Annotated in this window: 19 protein-coding genes; 13 read left to right on the top strand and 6 right to left on the bottom strand. The window is 65.2% G+C overall.

The window, feature by feature from the left end:
- Positions 1–44: 44 nt before the first annotated feature.
- From IQ24_RS12020 to IQ24_RS12040, 5 genes are read right to left on the bottom strand one after another with little or no spacing between them, the layout of a single operon-like run.
- Positions 45–797, bottom strand: coding sequence for an SDR family oxidoreductase (locus IQ24_RS12020; RefSeq protein WP_145398209.1), 753 nt, complete (start codon positions 795–797; stop codon positions 45–47).
- Complete coding sequence (locus tag IQ24_RS12025) at positions 797–1,552, bottom strand: glycerophosphodiester phosphodiesterase family protein (protein ID WP_145398210.1); 756 nt, start codon at positions 1,550–1,552, stop codon at positions 797–799. Before IQ24_RS12025 ends, IQ24_RS12020 begins: the two co-directional genes overlap by 1 nt.
- Positions 1,552–1,992, bottom strand: a complete 441-nt coding sequence (locus IQ24_RS12030; protein ID WP_145398211.1) for a RidA family protein — start codon at positions 1,990–1,992, stop codon at positions 1,552–1,554. Before IQ24_RS12030 ends, IQ24_RS12025 begins: the two co-directional genes overlap by 1 nt.
- A gap of 9 nt (positions 1,993–2,001) precedes the next feature.
- Positions 2,002–2,457: a YbjN domain-containing protein gene (locus tag IQ24_RS12035; protein ID WP_145398212.1), complete on the bottom strand. Its 456-nt coding sequence runs from the start codon at positions 2,455–2,457 to the stop codon at positions 2,002–2,004.
- 46 nt (positions 2,458–2,503) lie between these two features.
- The gene (locus tag IQ24_RS12040) at positions 2,504–5,956 is read right to left on the bottom strand and encodes a chromosome segregation SMC family protein (RefSeq protein WP_145398213.1); all 3,453 of its coding nucleotides are present in this window, start codon (positions 5,954–5,956) and stop codon (positions 2,504–2,506) included.
- Positions 5,957–6,113: 157 nt separating this feature from the next.
- Here IQ24_RS12040 and IQ24_RS12045 point away from each other — a divergent pair, with 157 nt between their 5' ends.
- Together IQ24_RS12045 and IQ24_RS12050 are read left to right on the top strand one after the other, a co-directional pair.
- The gene (locus IQ24_RS12045) at positions 6,114–6,470 is read left to right on the top strand and encodes a CidA/LrgA family protein (RefSeq protein ID WP_145398214.1); all 357 of its coding nucleotides are present in this window, start codon (positions 6,114–6,116) and stop codon (positions 6,468–6,470) included.
- Complete coding sequence (locus tag IQ24_RS12050) at positions 6,463–7,179, top strand: LrgB family protein (protein WP_145398215.1); 717 nt, start codon at positions 6,463–6,465, stop codon at positions 7,177–7,179. Before IQ24_RS12045 ends, IQ24_RS12050 begins: the two co-directional genes overlap by 8 nt.
- A gap of 62 nt (positions 7,180–7,241) precedes the next feature.
- Here the strand turns inward: IQ24_RS12050 and IQ24_RS12055 are convergent, their stop codons facing one another.
- Positions 7,242–7,562 (bottom strand): DUF6280 family protein, encoded by a 321-nt coding sequence (locus tag IQ24_RS12055; protein ID WP_145398216.1) that lies wholly within the window; start codon positions 7,560–7,562, stop codon positions 7,242–7,244.
- Positions 7,563–7,902: 340 nt separating this feature from the next.
- On the opposite strand from IQ24_RS12055, the gene efp reads away from it, so the two are divergent.
- From efp to IQ24_RS12110, 11 genes are all read left to right on the top strand, one after another.
- Positions 7,903–8,466, top strand: coding sequence for an elongation factor P (gene efp, locus IQ24_RS12060; RefSeq protein WP_145398217.1), 564 nt, complete (start codon positions 7,903–7,905; stop codon positions 8,464–8,466).
- 98 nt (positions 8,467–8,564) lie between these two features.
- Positions 8,565–9,644 carry a hypothetical protein gene (locus tag IQ24_RS12065; protein WP_206751556.1) on the top strand — a complete coding sequence of 360 codons (1,080 nt, stop codon included), beginning with the start codon at positions 8,565–8,567 and terminating at the stop codon, positions 9,642–9,644.
- 144 nt (positions 9,645–9,788) lie between these two features.
- Positions 9,789–10,094 carry a GNAT family N-acetyltransferase gene (locus IQ24_RS12070; RefSeq protein WP_145398219.1) on the top strand — a complete coding sequence of 102 codons (306 nt, stop codon included), beginning with the start codon at positions 9,789–9,791 and terminating at the stop codon, positions 10,092–10,094.
- A gap of 299 nt (positions 10,095–10,393) precedes the next feature.
- Positions 10,394–11,458 (top strand): multiple monosaccharide ABC transporter substrate-binding protein, encoded by a 1,065-nt coding sequence (gene chvE, locus IQ24_RS12075; RefSeq protein ID WP_145398220.1) that lies wholly within the window; start codon positions 10,394–10,396, stop codon positions 11,456–11,458.
- An 82-nt stretch (positions 11,459–11,540) separates the two neighbouring features.
- The gene (gene mmsA, locus IQ24_RS12080) at positions 11,541–13,115 is read left to right on the top strand and encodes a multiple monosaccharide ABC transporter ATP-binding protein (RefSeq protein ID WP_145398221.1); all 1,575 of its coding nucleotides are present in this window, start codon (positions 11,541–11,543) and stop codon (positions 13,113–13,115) included.
- Entirely contained in the window at positions 13,108–14,295 is a 1,188-nt protein-coding gene (mmsB, locus tag IQ24_RS12085) for a multiple monosaccharide ABC transporter permease (protein ID WP_145398222.1), read from the top strand. The genes mmsA and mmsB overlap by 8 nt, the downstream gene beginning before the upstream one ends.
- Positions 14,295–15,233, top strand: a complete 939-nt coding sequence (locus tag IQ24_RS12090; protein WP_145398223.1) for a Gfo/Idh/MocA family protein — start codon at positions 14,295–14,297, stop codon at positions 15,231–15,233. The genes mmsB and IQ24_RS12090 overlap by 1 nt, the downstream gene beginning before the upstream one ends.
- On the top strand, positions 15,227–16,129 hold the full coding sequence (locus tag IQ24_RS12095) for a 2-dehydro-3-deoxygalactonokinase (protein WP_145398224.1): 903 nt from the start codon (positions 15,227–15,229) through the stop codon (positions 16,127–16,129). The genes IQ24_RS12090 and IQ24_RS12095 overlap by 7 nt, the downstream gene beginning before the upstream one ends.
- On the top strand, positions 16,126–16,728 hold the full coding sequence (locus IQ24_RS12100) for a 2-dehydro-3-deoxy-6-phosphogalactonate aldolase (protein ID WP_145398225.1): 603 nt from the start codon (positions 16,126–16,128) through the stop codon (positions 16,726–16,728). Before IQ24_RS12095 ends, IQ24_RS12100 begins: the two co-directional genes overlap by 4 nt.
- Positions 16,725–17,570: an SMP-30/gluconolactonase/LRE family protein gene (locus IQ24_RS12105; RefSeq protein WP_145398226.1), complete on the top strand. Its 846-nt coding sequence runs from the start codon at positions 16,725–16,727 to the stop codon at positions 17,568–17,570. Before IQ24_RS12100 ends, IQ24_RS12105 begins: the two co-directional genes overlap by 4 nt.
- Entirely contained in the window at positions 17,567–18,577 is a 1,011-nt protein-coding gene (locus IQ24_RS12110) for an aldose epimerase family protein (RefSeq protein WP_145398227.1), read from the top strand. The genes IQ24_RS12105 and IQ24_RS12110 overlap by 4 nt, the downstream gene beginning before the upstream one ends.
- Positions 18,578–18,586: the final 9 nt, after the last annotated feature.

The raw sequence follows: 18,586 nt of genomic DNA on the forward strand, positions 1-18,586 counted from the left end.
TATGCCTGCGCAGCGGAAATGAAAGGGGGCGATGGCGCCCCCGATCAGCGGCCACCCGTGACGTCAAGGATCGCGCCGGTGACATAGCTGGCCGCATCGCTGCAAAGCCACAGGATCGTTTCGGCCACCTCATCGGCCGAGCCGGGCCGCAGCATCGGCACGCCCGAGGCCAGCTTGCGCGGCCGGTCGGCATCGCCGATGACGGCGTGGATCTCGGTCTCGATCAGGCCGGGGCGGATGGTGTTCACCCGGATGTTGTCGGGCGCGAGTTCCTTCGACAGCCCGTTCGTCAGCGCATCGACCGCGCCTTTCGATACCGCGTAATCGACGTATTGAAACGCCCCGCCCAACCGCGACGCCGCCGAGCCGAGCATCACCAGCGAGGCCGAGGGCTCATCCATGGGCCGCTTCATCCGCCGCGCAACCTCGCGCGCGGTGTAGAACATGCCCAGCACATTGACCTGCATCATCCGCTCAATCCGCTCAGCCGTCATGTCCGCGAGGGACAGCGTGGGCGCGGCAATGCCCGCATTCGCGACCACGGCGTCCAGCCTGCCGCCTAAGCCCCGCTCGGCCTCGTCGAAAATGCGGATCACATCGGCCTCAAGCGCGACATCGCCCTGAATGGTGACGGCCTTGCCCCCGGCAGCGCGGACCGCTTCCGCGACCTCAAGCGCCGCGTCCTCGTCATTGCGCCAGTTCACCGCGACGTCCCAGCCGCGCGCGCCCGCCATCAGCGCCGCCGCGCGGCCAATGCCCCGGGACCCGCCCGTCACCAATATGCGTCTGTTCGTCATCATGGCTTCTCCGGAAAATAGTCCTCAAAGGTGATGTTCTGGGCGATGCGGCGCGCCCGCGCCTCGGCCTCGGGCGAGCGGATGGTCCAGCAGAGCACCGGCACCTCGCGCGCGGCCAGCGCCAGAACGGCCGGATTGCCCAGATCGTCATGGTCATGCGAGATGAACTCGGCCCCCACGCTGTCGAAATCGGCGATCTGGGCCAGATGGTCGCACATCTCGTCGTCGAGCATGGGCCATTCCTCGGGCAGATAGCCGCAGGTGGTCAGCCCCGCCGTGATCTCGGGCGCAGCCTCATGGAAGGCGCCGACGGTATAGGGGTTGAAGGACATCACCGCGACAGGGCCCTGATAGCCCTGCAATTCGCGGGCCACCTTGTCCTGCAGCGTGCCGATGTTCGGCCCCAGCCGCCCGTCCTGATCCTTGATCTCGATCAGCAGGGGCACGCGGCCCGCGACCTCCTCCAGAAGCTGGCGCAGGGTCGGGATCTGCTCGTCCGAACCCAGCAGCCGAAACTCCTGCAGTCGCGACAGGTGCAGATCCGCGACAAAACCTGCGTCATCGGCCAGGCGGCTCAGGTCATAGTCGTGGAACACCACCGCCTGCCCGTCCGCCGTCGCCTGAATGTCGCATTCGATGCCATAGCCCGCGTCGATGGCCGCACGAAAGGCGGCCATGCTGTTTTCCGGCACACCGGGGCTGTGCAGCCCCCGATGTGTGATCGGCAGGCGCAGGAAATCGGGATGCAATGCCATCACTCGACCTCGAAAATGGCCTCAACCTCAACGGCGACGCCGCGCGGCAGCGCGGGGGCCGAGACTGCGGCGCGCGCATGGCGGCCCTTGTCGCCAAAGACCTGCACCATCAGGTCCGAGCAGCCGTTGATCACTTCGGGCTGGTCGGTGAATTCGGGGGTCGAGTTCACGAAGCCGGTCAGTTTCACCACGCGCTTGACCTTGTCGAGCGAGCCAAGCGCCGCCCGCGCCTGTGCCAGCAGCGCCAGACCACAGCCCCGCGCAGCCTCGGCCCCGGCTTCGGCGGCCATGTCGGCCCCCAGCCGGCCCTTGATCGGGCTGATCTGGCCCGAGACGAACAGCAGGTTTCCGCTGCGCACATAAGGCACGTAATTCGCCGCCGGAGCGGGCGCGTCAGGCAGGGTGATCCCCAGTTCGGCAAGTTTGCTTTCGATGCTCATGATGGACTCCTACCAGTTGATGAAGCTGCGAAAATCGCTGAGTACGACGCGCCAGGTGTCCAGCACGCCGTCAAAATTCTTCCGTCCGATGCCGTCTGGCCCAAGCTCGACATCCATGACGACAAAAGGGTCGCTTTCATCGTCCAGATATACCTTGCCAAACCGCGTTCCGCGATTCCAGTCGTTGACCCGCTCGGCCGAGAGCGGCTGATCCATGTCGAATCCCGCCGAGAACTGGATCGCGCCGCAGGTCGCCTTGTCGCAATCATAGAAGTAAACGGTGAAATGCGTCCCGTCGATACGGCTTTCCAGCTTCGGATCGCCCGTGCTGTCCTTGTCCGGCGTCACCGGCAGGCCGAATTCCGTCATCATCAGGCGAATGGCCTCGGGGTCGCCGACGACCTGGGCCATGGCCGGGGTCACACCCCAGAAAACCAGCGCACACAGAAGTTGTGCCAGCCGCATTCACGTCTCCGTTTACCAAGTTTTCTTGACGCTATCGGGGATCGGCTCAGGCCACCAGAGCTTCGGCGCGTTTCAGATCCACGCTGACCAGCTGGCTGACGCCCTGCTCCACCATGGTCACGCCGAACAGCCGGTCCATGCGCGCCATGGTGACGGCGTGGTGGGTGATGACCAGAAAGCGCGTCTCGGTGCGGCGGGTCATTTCGTCCATCAGGTCGCAAAAGCGCGTGACGTTCGCGTCGTCCAGCGGCGCGTCGACCTCGTCCAGCACGCAGATCGGCGCGGGATTGGCGAGGAACACGGCAAAAATCAGCGCCAGCGCCGTCAGGGTCTGCTCGCCCCCGCTGAGCAGGCTCAGCGTCGACAGCTTCTTGCCGGGCGGCTGGCACATGATTTCCAGCCCGGCCTCCAGCGGGTCGTCGGATTCGACCAGCACCAGCCGCGCCTCACCGCCACCGAAAAGATGGGTGAACAGCGTGGTGAAGTTCTGGTTCACCGTGTCGAAGGCCGCCAGCAGACGCTCGCGCCCCTCGCGGTTCAGGCTGCCGATGCCCTGACGCAGCTTGCGGATGGCCTCGGTCAGGTCCTCTTTCTCGCCGCCCAGACGGTCGCGTTCAACCTCAAGCTCTCGCTTGTCGTCATCGGCGCGCAGGTTGACCGCGCCCAGCGAGTCGCGGGCCTGACGCAACCGGCCAATCTGGTCCTCCAGCACATTGGCCGGGGTTTCGACATCCGCCCCCTCCAGCGAGGCCAGCAGGTCCTGTGGATTGGTCTGCATTTCCTCATCGATGCGGGCGCGGGCGGCCAGCTCGGCCTCGGCGGCGGCCTCGGCGCGGGCCTCGCGGGCCGCGCGGTTTTCCCGCGCGTCCGAGGCGGCGCGTTCGGCGTCACGTTCGGCTTCGGTGGCGGCGCGCAGGACGGCATCGGCCTCTGACAGCGCCAGACGCGCGCGCTCCAGCCGGTCACGCGCGATCACCTCGGCCTCGGCGATTTCGGCGCGGCGTTCGGCCAGCAGGGCGGGCTGCTCCTGCGCCTCGTTCAGGTCGTCGGCGGTCTCGTCCCGACGGGCGGCCAGCTCGCGCGCCCGGCCTCCGGCCTGTTCCAGCCGCAGCCGCCAGCCCGATTCCTCTTTCGAGATTTCCTGCAAACGGCGAGTGCGGGCATTGCCGTCGCGGCGCAACTCATCCAGCGCCGAGCGGCGGGTCATGGTGGCGATGCGCGCGGCCTCGACCCCGGTGCGGGCATATTCGACGGCATCGGCGGCAAGGCCACGGTCGGGCAGTTCGGCCAGCGCCCGCTCGGCCTCGGCCAGACGGGCACGCGCGTCACCGGCATCGGCCTGATGGCGGGACAGTTCGATCCGCGCCGATTCCGCGCGGCTTTGCGCCAGCGACAAGTCGGATTCGGCCCGCGTCACCGCACGGGCGGTCTCGGACAGGCCGCGCTCGGCCTCGCGGCGTTCGTCGCGGGCGCGCTTTTCCGCCTCGGTGGCGACGGCCAGACGCTCGCGCAGGTCCTGATGCGTGTCGGCGGCGGCTTCGGCGCGCGCCTGCGCGGCCTCGGCCTGCACCGTCACCTCGGCCAGCTGGTTGACCTTCTGCAGATGCAGCGCGGCCGAGGAGGACGCGTCGCCCGCATTCACCCGCATCCCGTCCCAGCGGAACAGATCGCCCTCGCGCGTGACCAGCCGCTGACCGGGCGCAAGACCCGGCTGCAGCGCCGCCCCCGTCGCCGCATCCGCAACCAGCCCGACCTGAGACAGGCGGCGCGCCAAAGCCTCGGGGCCGGTGACATGGGGGGCCAGCGGCTCGACGCCCGCAGGCAGCGGCTGTGCGGCACCATAGCCCGGCAGTTCCAGCCAGCCGGAGGCACCGTCTTCGGCCAGCCCCGAGCTGAGATCATCGCCCAGTGCCGCACCAAAGGCGGTTTCCAGCCCCCTCGCCACGCGCACGAGGTCAAGAATGGACTTCCCGCCCGAATCCCCACGTTCGACCAGACGGCGCAGCGCGGCCATTTCGGCATTCAGCGCCGAGACCTCGCCTTCAGCCTCGGAACGGGCGGCGCGGGCGGCGGATTCCTCGCCCTCGGTTTCGGCGCGCATATGTTCGGCGGTGGCCAGCGCCTCTTCGGCGATCTCGACCCGCTCGCGCGCCAAGTCCTGCGCTTCTTCTGCGGCGCTGCGGGCGGCTTCGGCCTCGGTCCCGGCGGCTTCGGCGCGCAGGGCGGCCTCATCAGCATCTTGTGCGGCCTTCTCGGCGCGCAACTGCATCTGGCGCAGATCGCCGGTCAGACGCTCGGCCGATTGGTGGCGGGCGGCCAGCCGGGCGGCCTCATCCGTCAGCTCACCCAGGCGTGCCTCGACCTCGCGCAGGGCCTCGGCGGCTTCTTCGGCGGCCTGCGTGGCCGCCTCGACGCGCTCGTCATGACCAAGGCCGGTCTTTTCCAGCTCGGTCCGCTCCCAGACCAGCCGGTCGATCACCTCGCCCGCGTCGCGGTTCAGCGCGCTTTCGCGGTCGATGTCGCGGTCCAGCTGGGCGATGCGGGCCAGCAGGGTCTGGATGGCCTGCGCCGCGCGGGCCTCGGCCTCGGTCAGCGCCTCGGCCTCGACGGTGGCGCGCGACAGGACGGCGGCGGCAATCTGTTCCTCTTCGCGCAGGGGCGGCAGCTTGCCCTCGGCCTCGACGCGCGCGGCCATGGCCTTGCGAGCGGCGGATTCCGCCTCGCCCGCCGTGCGGATGGCCTGGCTCAGCGCCTCGGCGGCGGCCTCGCGGGCGCCATCGGCCTCGGCCCAGCGGCGATAGAGCAACAGCCCCTCGGCCAGCCGCAGCGCCGCGCCGATTTCACGGTATTTCGCCGCAGCCCGCGCCTGACGCGCCAACGAGGCCGCCTGCGTCGACAGCTGATCCAGCGTGTCATCGACGCGCGTCAGGTTCGCCTCGGCCGCGTTCAGCTTCAGCTCGGCCTCATGCCGGCGCTGGTAGAGACCCGAGATTCCCGCCGCCTCCTCAAGAATCCGGCGGCGCGCCTTGGGCTTGGCGTTGATCAGCTCGGAAATCTGGCCCTGCCGCACCAGCGCGGGCGAATGCGCCCCGGTCGAGGCGTCCGCGAACAGCATCTGCACATCGCGCGCCCGTACCTCTTTGCCGTTGATGCGGTAAGCCGAGCCCGCATCGCGGGTGATCCGGCGGGTGATGTCCAGCGCGTCGGAATCGTTCATCCCGGCGGGGGCCAGACGGTCCGAGTTGTCGATGGTCAGCGTCACCTCGGCATGCGCCCGCGCGCCGCGCCGAGAGGTGCCCGCGAAGATCACATCCTCCATCCCCTCGCCGCGCATGGCGGTGGGGCGGTTTTCGCCCATGACCCAGCGCAGCGCCTCCAGCAGGTTCGACTTGCCGCAGCCATTCGGGCCGACCACGCCGGTCAGCCCCTCGTGGATGACCAAATCGGTCGGGTCCACGAAGCTTTTGAAGCCGTTGAGGCGCAGGCGGTCGAAACGCACTATCTTATCCACAGAATCACGGGGCCGGATCTGGTGGATTTTCCGGCACTGCGGGCCTCAGGTCAACTGTAACCGCTAAATCTGGGGCTGGACCTTTAAGATATCCACAATATTTAAGGGATGAACACAACAAGATGCTGCAATCGGTGTGCCAACCATGATACCCGCACTTGCCCTTATCCTCTGCTTCCAGCTGTTCGGCGAGATGGTGTCGCGCGGGCTGGGCCTGCCCCTGCCCGGCCCGGTGATCGGGCTGGTGGTACTGATCGTCGCGGGCATGCTGCGCCCCGGCATCATCGACTTCCTGCGCCCGGCGGCGCGTGGGCTTCTGAGCCATCTGTCGCTGTTCTTCGTGCCTGCGGGCGTCGGCATCGTCGCGCACCTGCGGCTTTTCAGCCATAACGCACTTGGCATCACGGCGGCGCTGACGCTGTCGACCATCCTTGCGATCGCGGTGGGCGCGGTGACTTTTTCGGTGGTCGCGAACCTTCTGGGGAACAAGGCCGATGACTAGTCCCGCCCAGATCTGGAGCTATCTGTCGCAAGAGCCGCTGCTGTGGCTGACGATGACGCTGATCGCCTATGCCATCGGGGATTGGTGCTTCCGCATCTCGGACCGGCAAAGCTGGGTGAACCCGGTGCTGATCGCGATGATCCTGCTGGGTCTGCTGCTGGAGGTGACCGGCACCGACTACGCCACCTATTTCGAGGGCGCGCAATTCGTCCACTTCATGCTGGGCCCGGCGACCGTCTGCCTTGGACTGCCGCTGTACGAGAACCTCGACCGGGTGCGAAAAGCGGCCGCGCCGCTGGCCGCGGCCCTGGTCGCGGGCTCGGTCACGGCCATTGTCTCGGTGCTGATGATCGCGAAATTCTTCGATCTGGGGCCGGTGATGATGGCTTCGCTGGCGCCGAAATCGACGACGGCGCCGGTGGCCATCGGCATCTCGGAAAGCCTGGGCGGAGAGCCCACGATCACCGCAGCACTGGTCATCCTGACCGGCATCTTCGGCGCGATCATCGTGACGCCGCTGCTGAACCTGCTGGGCGTGCGCGACTGGCGGGCGCGCGGCTTTTCGGTGGGCGTCGCGGCGCATGGCATCGGTACCGCCCGCGCATTCCAGGTCAATGAGACGGCGGGCGCCTTTGCCAGCATGGGTATGGGCATGAATGCCGTGCTGACCGCGATCATCGCGCCCTTGATCCTGTCGCTTTTCAGCTAACGCCAGCGCAATAAAAAAGGCCGCCCGAAACGGCGGCCTGAAAGTCCTTTGCCGTCAGCGCGTTATGCGGCGTCAGCCTCTTCTGCAGCAAGGCGACGCTCGCTTTCTTCGCGCGACAGCGCGACCGAGGTGCGCACGCCCTTGGCCACGAATTCCATCAGGCCCTTCACCACCCGCTCGTTCGGGTCGATGCCGGCGCAGGACAGCACTTCGCGCCCGTCGCGCGAACGTGCCCAGCGGGCAATCTGGTCGGGGCCGTTGCCATATTTCTTGTCATCCGCGATTGCGTCGTCCAACGCGGCCAGAACGACCGCAGCAAAAAGCTTCCGGGCCCGTTGGCCTTGTTCGAAATTGAAAGCTGAACCGTCAACGAAATCGCGCATTTTCTTTTCCTGTTATTTCCGGCGGTTGAAACCGCTTTGGGTCCATTGCAGACCATTGTCATTCGACCGTCATGGACGGCATGAGGACTTAGCCGACAGTTGCCTTGATTCGGTATGCCCTAACCCGCATGCCCGCCATGCATATAACGCAAACCCCTGCAAGATCGCCAATTAGCCAAGCATGGTGATGCTTTCATGACAGAGTTTGCGCGGGGGTGTGCCCTTGACAACGCAGAATTGTTGATCCGGTTGCCTATTAATACGCCCACAGATATAGGCTCGGAGAAACTGGCTTCAACCTTTGCCAGCAATTATCCCGATTTCCGCAAGGTAACACGCAATGCCCAAGATCAACGGCAATGAAATTCGGCCGGGCTACATTATCGAACACGATGGTGGCCTTTGGGCCGCAGTCAAGGTCAACCACGTCAAGCCCGGCAAGGGCGGCGCCTTCGCTCAGGTCGAGCTGAAGAACCTGCGCGACGGCCGCAAGCTGAACGAGCGCTTCCGGTCCGAGGACAAGGTCGAACAGGTACGGCTGGACACCAAGGATCAGCAGTTCCTCTATGAATCCGACGGCAAGCTGATCTTCATGGACAACATCACCTTCGAGCAGACCGAGCTTGACGCCGACCTGCTGGGTGACCGCCGCCCCTTCCTGCAGGACGGCATGGTCGCCACGATGGAATATTACGGCGATGAGGCGCTGTCGGTGCGTCTGCCGCAGAAGGTGATCTGCCGCATCGTCGAGACCGAACCGGTGGTGAAAGGCCAGACCGCTGCGAACAGTTTCAAGCCCGCGATCCTCGACAATGGCGTGCGCATCATGATCCCGCCTTTCATCGGCGCGGGCGAAGATATCGTCGTGAATACAGAACTGTTCGAGTATTCCGAGCGGGCGTGATTCCGCCGATCAGCATCGAATCCCTCGGCAAGCGATGGCATGCGTTCCGCATGTCAGCCTAAATTGCATTGACCTCGCGTCACCAGAGGGAGAGCTTGATGACAGGTGCAGACGGCATCTCGGGCGGCGGCCGTTCCGGCGGCCCCAGCGGTGGAGGGTCAGGCCCTCCACTGGAGCCCGAAGATATCGAGCGCATTCGACAAACCATCCGCGAATCGATTGAAGAACTGACCCGTTTCGAGGACCTGATGCGGGGGTTTCTGGCGTCTGGCATCGCACAAAACCTGTCGAATGACATCGGCGGCAAGGATGCGGACGACCGAAAGCCGCCCATCGACATATCGGACGGGCTTCCGCCCCCCAATCCTTATGCGCAGGCAGAATCCGTCCGGTCTTTTCTGGCCGGAACGAACAAGCTGCCCGACCTGCATCCGGTTGGCGTAGGCGAGGCCCTGGCCTCGGCGGCGGCGGCATTGACGGCCCAGCCCGGCTTCATTTCACGCCAGGGGATTGATGAATTGCTGCGCCGTTACGGCCCGCAGCAAGCGGCGGCCGCGCCCACGGTCGAGGTGTCGATGCCGAACCTCAGCGTCGTCGGCGGGCGTCTGGCCAGTTCGACGGTTGCTGCGAACACGATGCCGGTGCTGATTTCCGACGATCTGCGGCTGATGCTCAGCAGCGTGTCGAAATGGGTCGGGATCGAGCGGCGCGTGGGCGATGAATGGCTGCCGACCCAGGTCATGGCCATGAAGGACGGCAAGGGCGGCGTCGAAATCGACGTCGAGGGGCTTGAGCAAGAGATCGGCGCGCTGCCGCAGGATCTGCGGATCGCCCTGAACCTTGAAGCGAAGCCCGAGGTGCCCCCTCCCAGGGGGCATAAGCCCGATCAGGATTTATTGGGAATCCTGTCCGGGCCATTGCGACCTGACCCCAAAGGCAAAGCTGATTTTATTGATGCATTCGGACAGCCCTGGCTTGTCATCTCATTCGAAGAAGCTGCCAATCACGGGACAAGCGATTTTGACCTTGATCGGATCATCGACAATTTTTCGAAAAAGCTCCGCTCGGGGCTGAAACTGATCATCGACACGCGCACTCTGGCCGAGGGATATGACGAAGCCCTCCGTACGGCAGTCAGCTCAATGGGCTGGCACGAGATGCTGCGTTTCTGGATGTGATCGCGCCGGGTCCGGTCACGCGGATTTTGGCGTATTCAGCAAGAAAGCTTGGAAACATCGATTGCGGATGGGATCGATTGACCGCTCGTCGCGTTCAATTCGATGTACTGGCCTATTGATCCTATTGATAAGGACATTCGTTTGATGACCCAGGCACATATTCGCGTCCGCCATGAAGACTATGGCAATTCGGGACGTTACCTCGGCACCGTGGAAGGCCAACCCGGCGAGGCCGAGCTGACGTGGCACACAGGTCAGCCCGGCGTCATCGTGGCCGATCACACCTATGCGCCCACGAACCTTCGGGGGACCGGCGTCGGGATGGCGCTGGTGCAGCAGTTGATCGCGGACGCCCGCAAACGCGAGGTGCTGATCGTCCCGGCCTGCAGCTATGTCCGCGCCCAGTTCGACCGCCACCCCGACTGGGCGGACCTGCGCGCCGAGATCTAAGCCCCGCCATGACGCAGCGTCAGCGCCCTGCCCGGCCTTGGGGCGATGGCCCGAGGAATCTGGTGGGGCGCATTTTTTCCCGCAACTCCCGCGGTCTGCATATCAGATTTGCCATGTCAGACGGCAGAAACCGCAATTGACGTGAATATGCCGTCGAGACTAGCGTCTTCAGCAGGCGGCAATGGCGCCGGCGCAGGAATGTCGCGGCATTTCTGGGTGAGGGGGGCATCAGTCAAGATCGCAAGACGCATATCCGCTGCTTTCAAAGACTGTGGCCGGACAAAAATCAGGGAGAAATCATGTCTAAACTCAAGAATCTGGCCCTCGCGCTGACCTCTGTGGTAGCGCTATCAGTGCCAGGACTGGCTATGGCCGAAGGCATGGTCGGGATCTCGATGCCGACCAAATCCTCGGCACGCTGGATCGATGACGGCAACAACATGGTCAAGCAGTTCCAGGAAGCTGGCTATGAGACCGATCTGCAATATGCCGATGACGACATCCCGAACCAGCTGGCCCAGATCGAGAACATGATCACCAAGGGCGTGAACGTGCTGGTCATCGCTGCCATCGACGGCACCACGCTGTCGAACGCGCTGGCGAATGCCAAAGCCGCCGATATCAAGGTGATCGCCTATGACCGCCTGATCCGTGACACGCCGGACATTGACTATTACGCGACCTTCGACAACTTCAAGGTGGGCGTCGAGCAGGCGACCACGCTGGTCGACGGGCTGAAAGCCAACTTCCCCGACGTGAAACCGTGGAACGTCGAACTGTTCGGCGGCTCGCCCGACGATAACAACGCCTTCTTCTTCTATGATGGCGCGATGTCGGTGATCCAGCCGCTGATCGACGACGGCTCGGTCGTGATCCCCTCGGGTCAGATGGGCATGGACAAGGTCGGCACGCTCCGTTGGGACCCGGCGGTCGCACAGGCGCGCATGGATAACCTGCTGTCTGCGAATTACACCGACAAGCAGGTGAACGGCGTGCTGTCGCCCTATGACGGGCTGTCGATCGGGATTCTGTCCTCGCTGAAAGGCGTGGGCTATGGCTCGGGCGATCTGAAAATGCCGGTCGTCAGCGGTCAGGACGCCGAAGTGCAGTCGGTGAAGTCGATCATCGCAGGCGAACAGTATTCGACCATCTTCAAGGACACCCGCGAGCTGGCGAAAGTCACGGTCGAGATGGTGAACGCCATGATGAAGGGCGAAGAGCCCAAGGTGAACGACACCGAAACCTACAACAACGGCGTGAAGGTCGTCCCGTCCTTCCTGCTGGAGCCGGTTCCGGTCACCGCCGCCAACTGGAAAGAAGTTCTGGTCGACTCGGGCTATTACACCGAAGATCAGCTGAAGTGATCCTGCAATGACGACAGGCCGGGCCGGATCACTCCGCGCCCGGCCTTGTCCAACAAGAACAGAACCCGTCGGGGAGGATTCGATGGACGCAATTCTGGAAATGCGGGGCATCACCAAGGAATTCCCCGGCGTCAAGGCGCTCAACAATGTCAACATGACCGTCCGGCGCGGAGAGATCCGCGCGCTGGTCGGCGAAAACGGCGCGGGCAAATCCACGCTGATGAAGGTGCTGTCGGGGGTCTATCCGCACGGCTCTTATGACGGCGAGATCCTGTACAACGGCAAGCCGGTGGCCTTCCGGGGCATTCCCGACAGTGAGGAACTGGGCATCGTCATCATCCACCAGGAGCTGGCTCTGGTGCCGCAGATGACCATTGCCGAGAACATTTTTCTGGGCAACGAACTGGCCACGCGCGGGGTCATCGACTGGAATGAGACGAACCGGCGCACCGCCGAACTGCTGGCCAAGGTGGGCTTGCGCGAAAGCCCGCAGACCAAGGTCGGCTCGCTGGGCATGGGCAAGCAGCAGCTGGTCGAAATCGCCAAGGCCCTGTCGAAAAAGGTCGATCTGCTGATCCTGGATGAGCCGACCTCTTCGCTGAACGAACATGACAGCGATGCGCTGTTGCAGCTTCTGGCCAGCTTCCGCGATCAGGGGATGACCGCCATCCTGATCTCGCACAAGCTGAACGAACTGTCGCAGGTGGCCGACAGCGTCACCGTGCTGCGCGATGGCGCGACGGTCGCCCAGCATGACGGCATGCTGCCCGAGGATCAGATCATCAAGGAAATGGTCGGTCGCTCGATGGATGACCGCTATCCGCCGCGCGATCCGCAGATCGGCGAGGTGGTGATGCAGGTCCGCGACTGGACCGTCGAGGACCCCGACCGCGATGGCCGCCTGATGGTCAAGAACGCGAAATTCGACCTGCACCGGGGCGAGGTGCTGGGCATCGCCGGCCTGATGGGCGCGGGCCGCACCGAACTGGCGATGAGCATTTTCGGCCGCTCGGTCGGCAAGCTGCGCAGCGGCGAGGTGACGATCAACGGCAGCAAGGTCGATGTCTCGACCGTGCCGAAGGCGATCAAGGGGGGGCTGGCCTATGTGACCGAGGATCGCAAGTCGCTGGGACTTGTGCTGATCGACACGATCCGCCGCAACATCCCGCTGGCCCATCTGGGCGGCATCGCCGCGAAAGGCGTCGTCGACAGCCAGCGCGAGGCCGAGATCGCCCGCGATTTCCGCAAGCGGCTGAACATCCGCTCTTCCTCGATCGAGCAAGAGACGCTGAACCTCTCGGGCGGCAACCAGCAGAAGGTGGTGCTGGCCAAATGGCTGTTCACCAACCCCGAGATCCTGATCCTCGACGAGCCCACGCGCGGCATCGACGTGGGCGCGAAATATGAAATCTACACGATGATCCGCGATCTGGCGGAACAGGGCAAATCCATCATCGTCATCTCGTCCGAGATGCCCGAACTGCTGGGCATCACCGACCGCATCCTTGTCATGAACGAAGGTCGGCTGGTGGCCGAATTGCCCACCGCCGAGGCCACGCAGGAAAAGATCATGTCGATCATCATCCGCTCGGGCCACAACCTGACCGATGACCAGATCACCCCCGAGCAAATCGAGGCAGAGACACCCCATGTCTGACAGCACCCAATCGCGCCCGACTGGCGACACCTTCGGCTTCATCCGGCGCAACATCCGCGAATATGGCATCCTGTTCGCGCTGATCGTCATCATGATCTTTTTCCAGATCGCGACGGGCGGCATCCTGTTCCGGCCGGTGAACCTGACCAACCTGTTCCTGCAAAACAGCCATATCGTCATCATGGCGGTGGGCATGCTGCTGGTGATCGTGGCGGGGCATATCGACCTGTCGGTGGGCTCGGTCGCGGCCTTCGTGGGGGCGCTCGCCGCCCTGATGGTAGTCAAGATGGGCTTGCCGATCCCGCTGGTCGTGGTGCTTAGCCTGATGGCGGGCGCGGTGATCGGCGGCATTCAGGGCTATTGGATCGCCTATTGGAAGATCCCCAGCTTCATCGTCACGCTGGCGGGCATGCTGGTCTTTCGCGGCCTGACCATGTGGATCCTGCAGGGCCAGAACATCGGCCCCTTCCCGCGTGAATTCCAGATGATCGCCTCGGGCTTCATTCCGGATCTGTTCGGCCCGGACAAGCCCAACACCCTGTCGCTGATCCTGGGCTGGGGTGCGGCGCTGGCCATCCTGTGGCTGGCCATCCGCAACCGCCGCCGGGCCGAGGCCAATGGCGTCGCGGACGAGCCCTTCGCCTTCTTCGCCGCCAAGAACGCGCTGATCTTTCTGGCACTGGTCTGGATGACCTGGGCGCTGGCGAATTTCCGCGGCCTGCCCAACGTCTTCATCGTCATGGCCGTGCTGGTCGCGCTTTACGCCTTCGTCTCTGAACGCATGACCGTCGGGCGGCGTATCTATGCGATCGGCGGCAACTCGAAGGCCGCGAAGCTTTCCGGCATCAACTCGGAGCGCGTGGTCTTCCTGACCTTCGTCAACATGGGCATGCTGGCCGCGCTGGCCGGGATCGTCGTCGCGGCGCGCCTGAACTCGGCCACGCCCAAGGCGGGCGTCGGGTTCGAGCTTGACGTGATCGCGGCCGTCTTCATCGGCGGGGCCTCGATGGCGGGCGGCGTCGGCACGGTGATCGGCGCGGTCGTCGGGGCCTTCATCATGGGCGTGATGAACAACGGCATGTCGATTCTGGGCATCGGCATCGACTATCAGCAGGTCATCAAGGGTCTGGTGCTGATGGCTGCGGTCATCTTCGACGTCTCGAACAAGAGCAAATCCTGATGCCTCCGGTCGAACCCGGTCTTGCCATCATCGGCTATGGCAAGATCGCCCGCGAACAGCACAAGCCCGCGCTGGATGCCAGCCCGAACTGGCATCTGGCGGCCACCGTTGATCCGGTGAACCGGGCCGAGGGCGTGCCTGCCTTCACCGACCTTGCGACCTTCCTGCGCGAGATGCCGCAGGTCGGCGCGGTCGCCCTTTGCACGCCGCCACAGGTCCGCTTTGCCGTCGCGCGCGAGGCGCTGCTGGCCGGAAAGCACGTGCTGCTGGAAAAGCCGCCCGGCACCACCGTGTCCGAAGTGATGACGCTCCGCCGCATCGCCGCCGACCGGGGCCTCAGCCTGTTTGCCGCCTGGCACAGCCAGTTTGCACCCGGCATTCCCGGCGCGCGCGACTGGCTGGCGGGTCGCCATGTGACCGGAATCACAGTGACCTGGCGCGAGGATGTGCGCCGCTGGCACCCCGGTCAGGACTGGATCTTCGCCCCCGGCGGCACCGGCGTCTTCGACCCCGGCATCAACGCCTATTCGATCCTGACCCATATCCTGCCCGTCGCGCTTTACACCACCGAGGCCGAGCTGGATTTCCCCGCGAACCGCGACACCCCCCTCGCCGCGCGGCTGAAAATGCTCAGCGAAGATGGCGCGCCCGTCGATCTGGACTTCGATTTTCGCGAAACCGGCGTCCAGACCTGGGACATGCAGATCACCACCGATGATGGCGTGATGCAGCTGTCGCAGGGCGGCGCGACGATCATCGCGGGCGGTCGGACGATTGCGGCGGAAAGCTCACTTTCCGGGGAATATGACCGCATCTATACCCGTTTCGCGCAGCTGATCGCGCGCGGCGAAAGCGACGTGGACCTTGCGCCGTTCCGGCATGTGGCAGATGCGATGATGCTGGGGCGGCGCAAGCAGACGGATGCGTTCGAATGGTGACCCCCCTCTGGATCGCCGTGGACTGGGGCACGACCCGCCTGCGCGTCTGGGCCATGGGACCGGATGGCCCGCTGGAGGCGCGCAGTTCCGACAAGGGCATGGGCGGGCTTGACCGCGACCAGTTCGAGGACGCTCTGACCGAGCTGGTGGGCGACTGGCTGCCCGCAACGGGCCGCCTGCCGGTCATCGCCTGCGGCATGGTCGGCGCCCGCACCGGCTGGGTCGAGGCAGAGTATCGCCAGACCCCCTGCCCGCCTTTGGACCCGCAGCACGCAACCCGCCCCAAGGTCCGCGATCCGCGCATGGATGTGATGATCCTGCCGGGCCTGTCGCAGGCCGCACCGCCCGACGTGATGCGCGGCGAGGAGACGCAGATCGCGGGCTTTCTGGCCGAGAACCCCGGCTTTGACGGCATGCTCTGCCTGCCCGGGACGCATTGCAAATGGGTCCGCCTCAGCGGCGGCAAGGTCATCGCCTTCCGCACCTTCATGACGGGAGAGGTGTTTTCGCTGCTGTCCCGGCAATCGGTTTTGCGCCTGTCGATGACCGACGCCCAGCCCGATGCCGCGAGCTTTGCGAAGGCCGCAGCCGAGGCGCTGGCCAACCCCAACCTCGCGCAGACCGGCCTTTTCGCGATCCGCGCCGGATCGCTGCTGACTCAGACCAGCCCCGAGGCGAATGCCGGACGCCTCTCGGGCCTGCTGATCGGGGCCGAACTCGCCGCCTGCCGCGATTTCTGGCAGGATCGTCCCACCGTCATCATCGGCGCGCCCCAGCTTTCCGGCCTTTACGAGCGCGCCTTGCGTGACGCGGGCGCCGACGCGCGCTCTGCAGACGGCGGCATGCTGGCCCTGTCGGGCCTGACCGCTGCATTCCATGAATTGGAGACCACATGAGCCTGCCCATCATCGCCATCCTGCGCGGCATCACCCCCTCGGAAGCCCTGCCCGTCGCCAAGGCCCTGATCGACGCGGGGATCGACCAGATCGAGGTGCCGCTGAACTCTCCGCAACCTCTGGACAGCATCAAGGCCATGCTGGACGCCTATGGCCATAGCGCCACCATCGGCGCGGGCACGGTGCTGACCGTGGCCGATGTGCAGGCCGTGGCCGAGGTCGGTGCGGCCATGATCGTCTCGCCCAATGCCGACCCCGATGTCATTCGCCAGACCCACAAGCTGGGCCTTCTGTCCTATCCCGGCGTCTATACGGCGACCGAGTGCTTTGCCGCGATTGCCGCCGGTGCGTCGGGGCTGAAGCTGTTTCCCGCAGATCAGGCCGGGATCGGCACCTTGAAGGCGCTGCGCGCCGTGCTGCCGCCGGAGATGCCGGTCTTCGCGGTCGGCGGCGTCGGCCCTGCCGATTTCGCGACCTGGCTTCAAGCGGGCGCGAACGGGTTCGGCATCGGTGGTGCGCTCTATCGCCCCGGTGACGTGCCGGATGTCGTGGCCAAACGCGCCGCCGAAATCGTGACGGCGATGAAGGCTGTCGCATGAGCATTTCGGTTTTCGACCCCCGGCCCTGCCAGCTGGGCGAGGGCGCGATGTGGCATCCCGGCCGCCAGCAGGCCTTCTGGTTCGACATCCTTGGCAAGCGCCTTCTCAGCCGCAAAGGTGATGAGGCGCTGGAATGGCAGTTCGACGAACATGTCTCGGCGGCGGGATGGCTGGACGACGACCACCTGCTGATCGCCTCGGAAACGGCGCTGTTCCGCTTTGACCTGCGCGACGGCACCCGCCAGCACATCGCGGCGCTGGAGGCCGAGATGACCGGCAACCGCTCGAACGACGGGCGGGCCGACCCCTGGGGCGGGTTCTGGATCGGCACCATGGCCAAGGATGAGCGCCGGGGCGCGGGCGCGATCTATCGCTGGTTTCGGGGCGAGCTGCGGCAATTGCGCGCCGAGGTCAGCATCCCGAACGCCATCTGCTTCAGCCCCGACGCCACGCAGGCCTATTTCGCCGATACCGCCGAAAAGACCGTCTGGCGGCAGGATCTGGACGCCGAGGGCTGGCCCGTGGGCGCGCCCCGCGTCTTTCTGGACCTGCGGTCCGAAGGGTTGAACCCCGATGGCGCAATCACCGATGCGCAGGGGCGGTTCTGGAACGCGCAATGGGGGGCGGGCCGGCTGGCCTGCTATGGTCCGGACGGGCAGTTTCAGCAGGCGATCGACCTGCCCTCGGCCCAGACCAGCTGCCCCGCCTTCATCGGGCCCGCGCTGGATGTCCTTTTGGTCACCAGCGCCGCTGTCGGCTTGTCCGGCGCGCAGGAAGGGCTTAGCTGGAAAATCAAGGTGCCGGGCGTCACCGGATCACCCGTTCCGGGAGTGGTGTTGTGAAAGAAGAACGGTTCGGAACGCATCCCGAAAAGGGCGACGTCACCAGGGTCACGATCTCGGCCCATGGGCTGACGCTATCGGCGATCACGCTGGGCGCCTCGGTGCAGGATCTGCGGCTTGAGGGCGTCGCGCAGCCGCTGGTGCTGGGCTACCCCGAGCTTTCGCCCTATCTGACCGTCGGGCGGCATTTCGGCGCGATTGCCGGGCGCTACGCCAATCGCATCGGAAATGCGCAGGCCAGCATCGACGGCAAGCTGCATCACTTCGACAAGAACTATCTGGGCCGCCATCTGCTGCATGGCGGCAGCGACGGCACCAGCCACCGCAACTGGCAGATCGCCGATCTGACCGACAATCTGGTCACCTTCTCGGACTATCTGCCGGACGGCCATATGGGCTTTCCTGGCAATATGCTGCTGCGCGTGACCTATGAGATCCTGCCGGGGCCCGAGCTTTCGATCTCGGTTCTGGCGACCTCGGATCAGGGGACCTTGTGCAATTTCGCCCAGCACAGCTATTTCAATCTGGACGGCCAGCCGACCATCGCGGCGCACCGCCTGACCATCCCGGCCGAGACTTGGCTGCCGGTCGATGAGGACCTGATCCCCGAAGGCCCGCCCGCTTCGGTCGCAGGCACGCATCTGGATTTCCGCCAGCCCACGCTGCTGGGGTCGCGCCTTGACGGCCCGCTGATCGACCATAACCTCTGCCTGCGCCCCGAGCGGGCGAACCTGCCGCAACTGGCGGCCGAACTTGAGGCGGGCGGCCTGCGCATGCAGATCCTGACGACCGAGCCCGGCCTTCAGGTCTATGCGGGTTCGGGGATCAAGACCGGCCCTGCGGGCATCGGCGGCCGCCCCTACCAGCCCTTCGCCGGGATCGCGCTTGAGCCGCAGATCTGGCCCGACGCGCCGAACCGCCCCGATTTTCCGCTGGCCTTGCTGGAGCCGGGGCAGATCTATCGCCAGACGACGCAGCTTCGCTTTGCGCGAACCGAGGCGGAATAGGGAGAGGGA

Source organism: Paracoccus sulfuroxidans (genome assembly GCF_007830335.1).
GTDB classification, from domain to species: Bacteria; Pseudomonadota; Alphaproteobacteria; order Rhodobacterales; family Rhodobacteraceae; genus Paracoccus; species Paracoccus sulfuroxidans.

Bases quoted from the DNA above. Each gene is read 5' to 3' on its own strand.
- IQ24_RS12020 (WP_145398209.1), bottom strand. From the start codon at position 797: ATGACGAACAGACGCATATTGGTGACGGGCGGGTCCCGGGGCATTGGC.
- IQ24_RS12025 (WP_145398210.1), bottom strand. From the start codon at position 1,552: ATGGCATTGCATCCCGATTTCCTGCGCCTGCCGATCACACATCGGGGG.
- IQ24_RS12030 (WP_145398211.1), bottom strand. From the start codon at position 1,992: ATGAGCATCGAAAGCAAACTTGCCGAACTGGGGATCACCCTGCCTGAC.
- IQ24_RS12035 (WP_145398212.1), bottom strand. From the start codon at position 2,457: ATGCGGCTGGCACAACTTCTGTGTGCGCTGGTTTTCTGGGGTGTGACC.
- IQ24_RS12045 (WP_145398214.1), top strand. From the start codon at position 6,114: ATGATACCCGCACTTGCCCTTATCCTCTGCTTCCAGCTGTTCGGCGAG.
- IQ24_RS12050 (WP_145398215.1), top strand. From the start codon at position 6,463: ATGACTAGTCCCGCCCAGATCTGGAGCTATCTGTCGCAAGAGCCGCTG.
- IQ24_RS12055 (WP_145398216.1), bottom strand. From the start codon at position 7,562: ATGCGCGATTTCGTTGACGGTTCAGCTTTCAATTTCGAACAAGGCCAA.
- efp (WP_145398217.1), top strand. From the start codon at position 7,903: ATGCCCAAGATCAACGGCAATGAAATTCGGCCGGGCTACATTATCGAA.
- IQ24_RS12065 (WP_206751556.1), top strand. From the start codon at position 8,565: ATGACAGGTGCAGACGGCATCTCGGGCGGCGGCCGTTCCGGCGGCCCC.
- IQ24_RS12070 (WP_145398219.1), top strand. From the start codon at position 9,789: ATGACCCAGGCACATATTCGCGTCCGCCATGAAGACTATGGCAATTCG.
- chvE (WP_145398220.1), top strand. From the start codon at position 10,394: ATGTCTAAACTCAAGAATCTGGCCCTCGCGCTGACCTCTGTGGTAGCG.
- mmsA (WP_145398221.1), top strand. From the start codon at position 11,541: ATGGACGCAATTCTGGAAATGCGGGGCATCACCAAGGAATTCCCCGGC.
- mmsB (WP_145398222.1), top strand. From the start codon at position 13,108: ATGTCTGACAGCACCCAATCGCGCCCGACTGGCGACACCTTCGGCTTC.
- IQ24_RS12090 (WP_145398223.1), top strand. From the start codon at position 14,295: ATGCCTCCGGTCGAACCCGGTCTTGCCATCATCGGCTATGGCAAGATC.
- IQ24_RS12095 (WP_145398224.1), top strand. From the start codon at position 15,227: ATGGTGACCCCCCTCTGGATCGCCGTGGACTGGGGCACGACCCGCCTG.
- IQ24_RS12100 (WP_145398225.1), top strand. From the start codon at position 16,126: ATGAGCCTGCCCATCATCGCCATCCTGCGCGGCATCACCCCCTCGGAA.
- IQ24_RS12105 (WP_145398226.1), top strand. From the start codon at position 16,725: ATGAGCATTTCGGTTTTCGACCCCCGGCCCTGCCAGCTGGGCGAGGGC.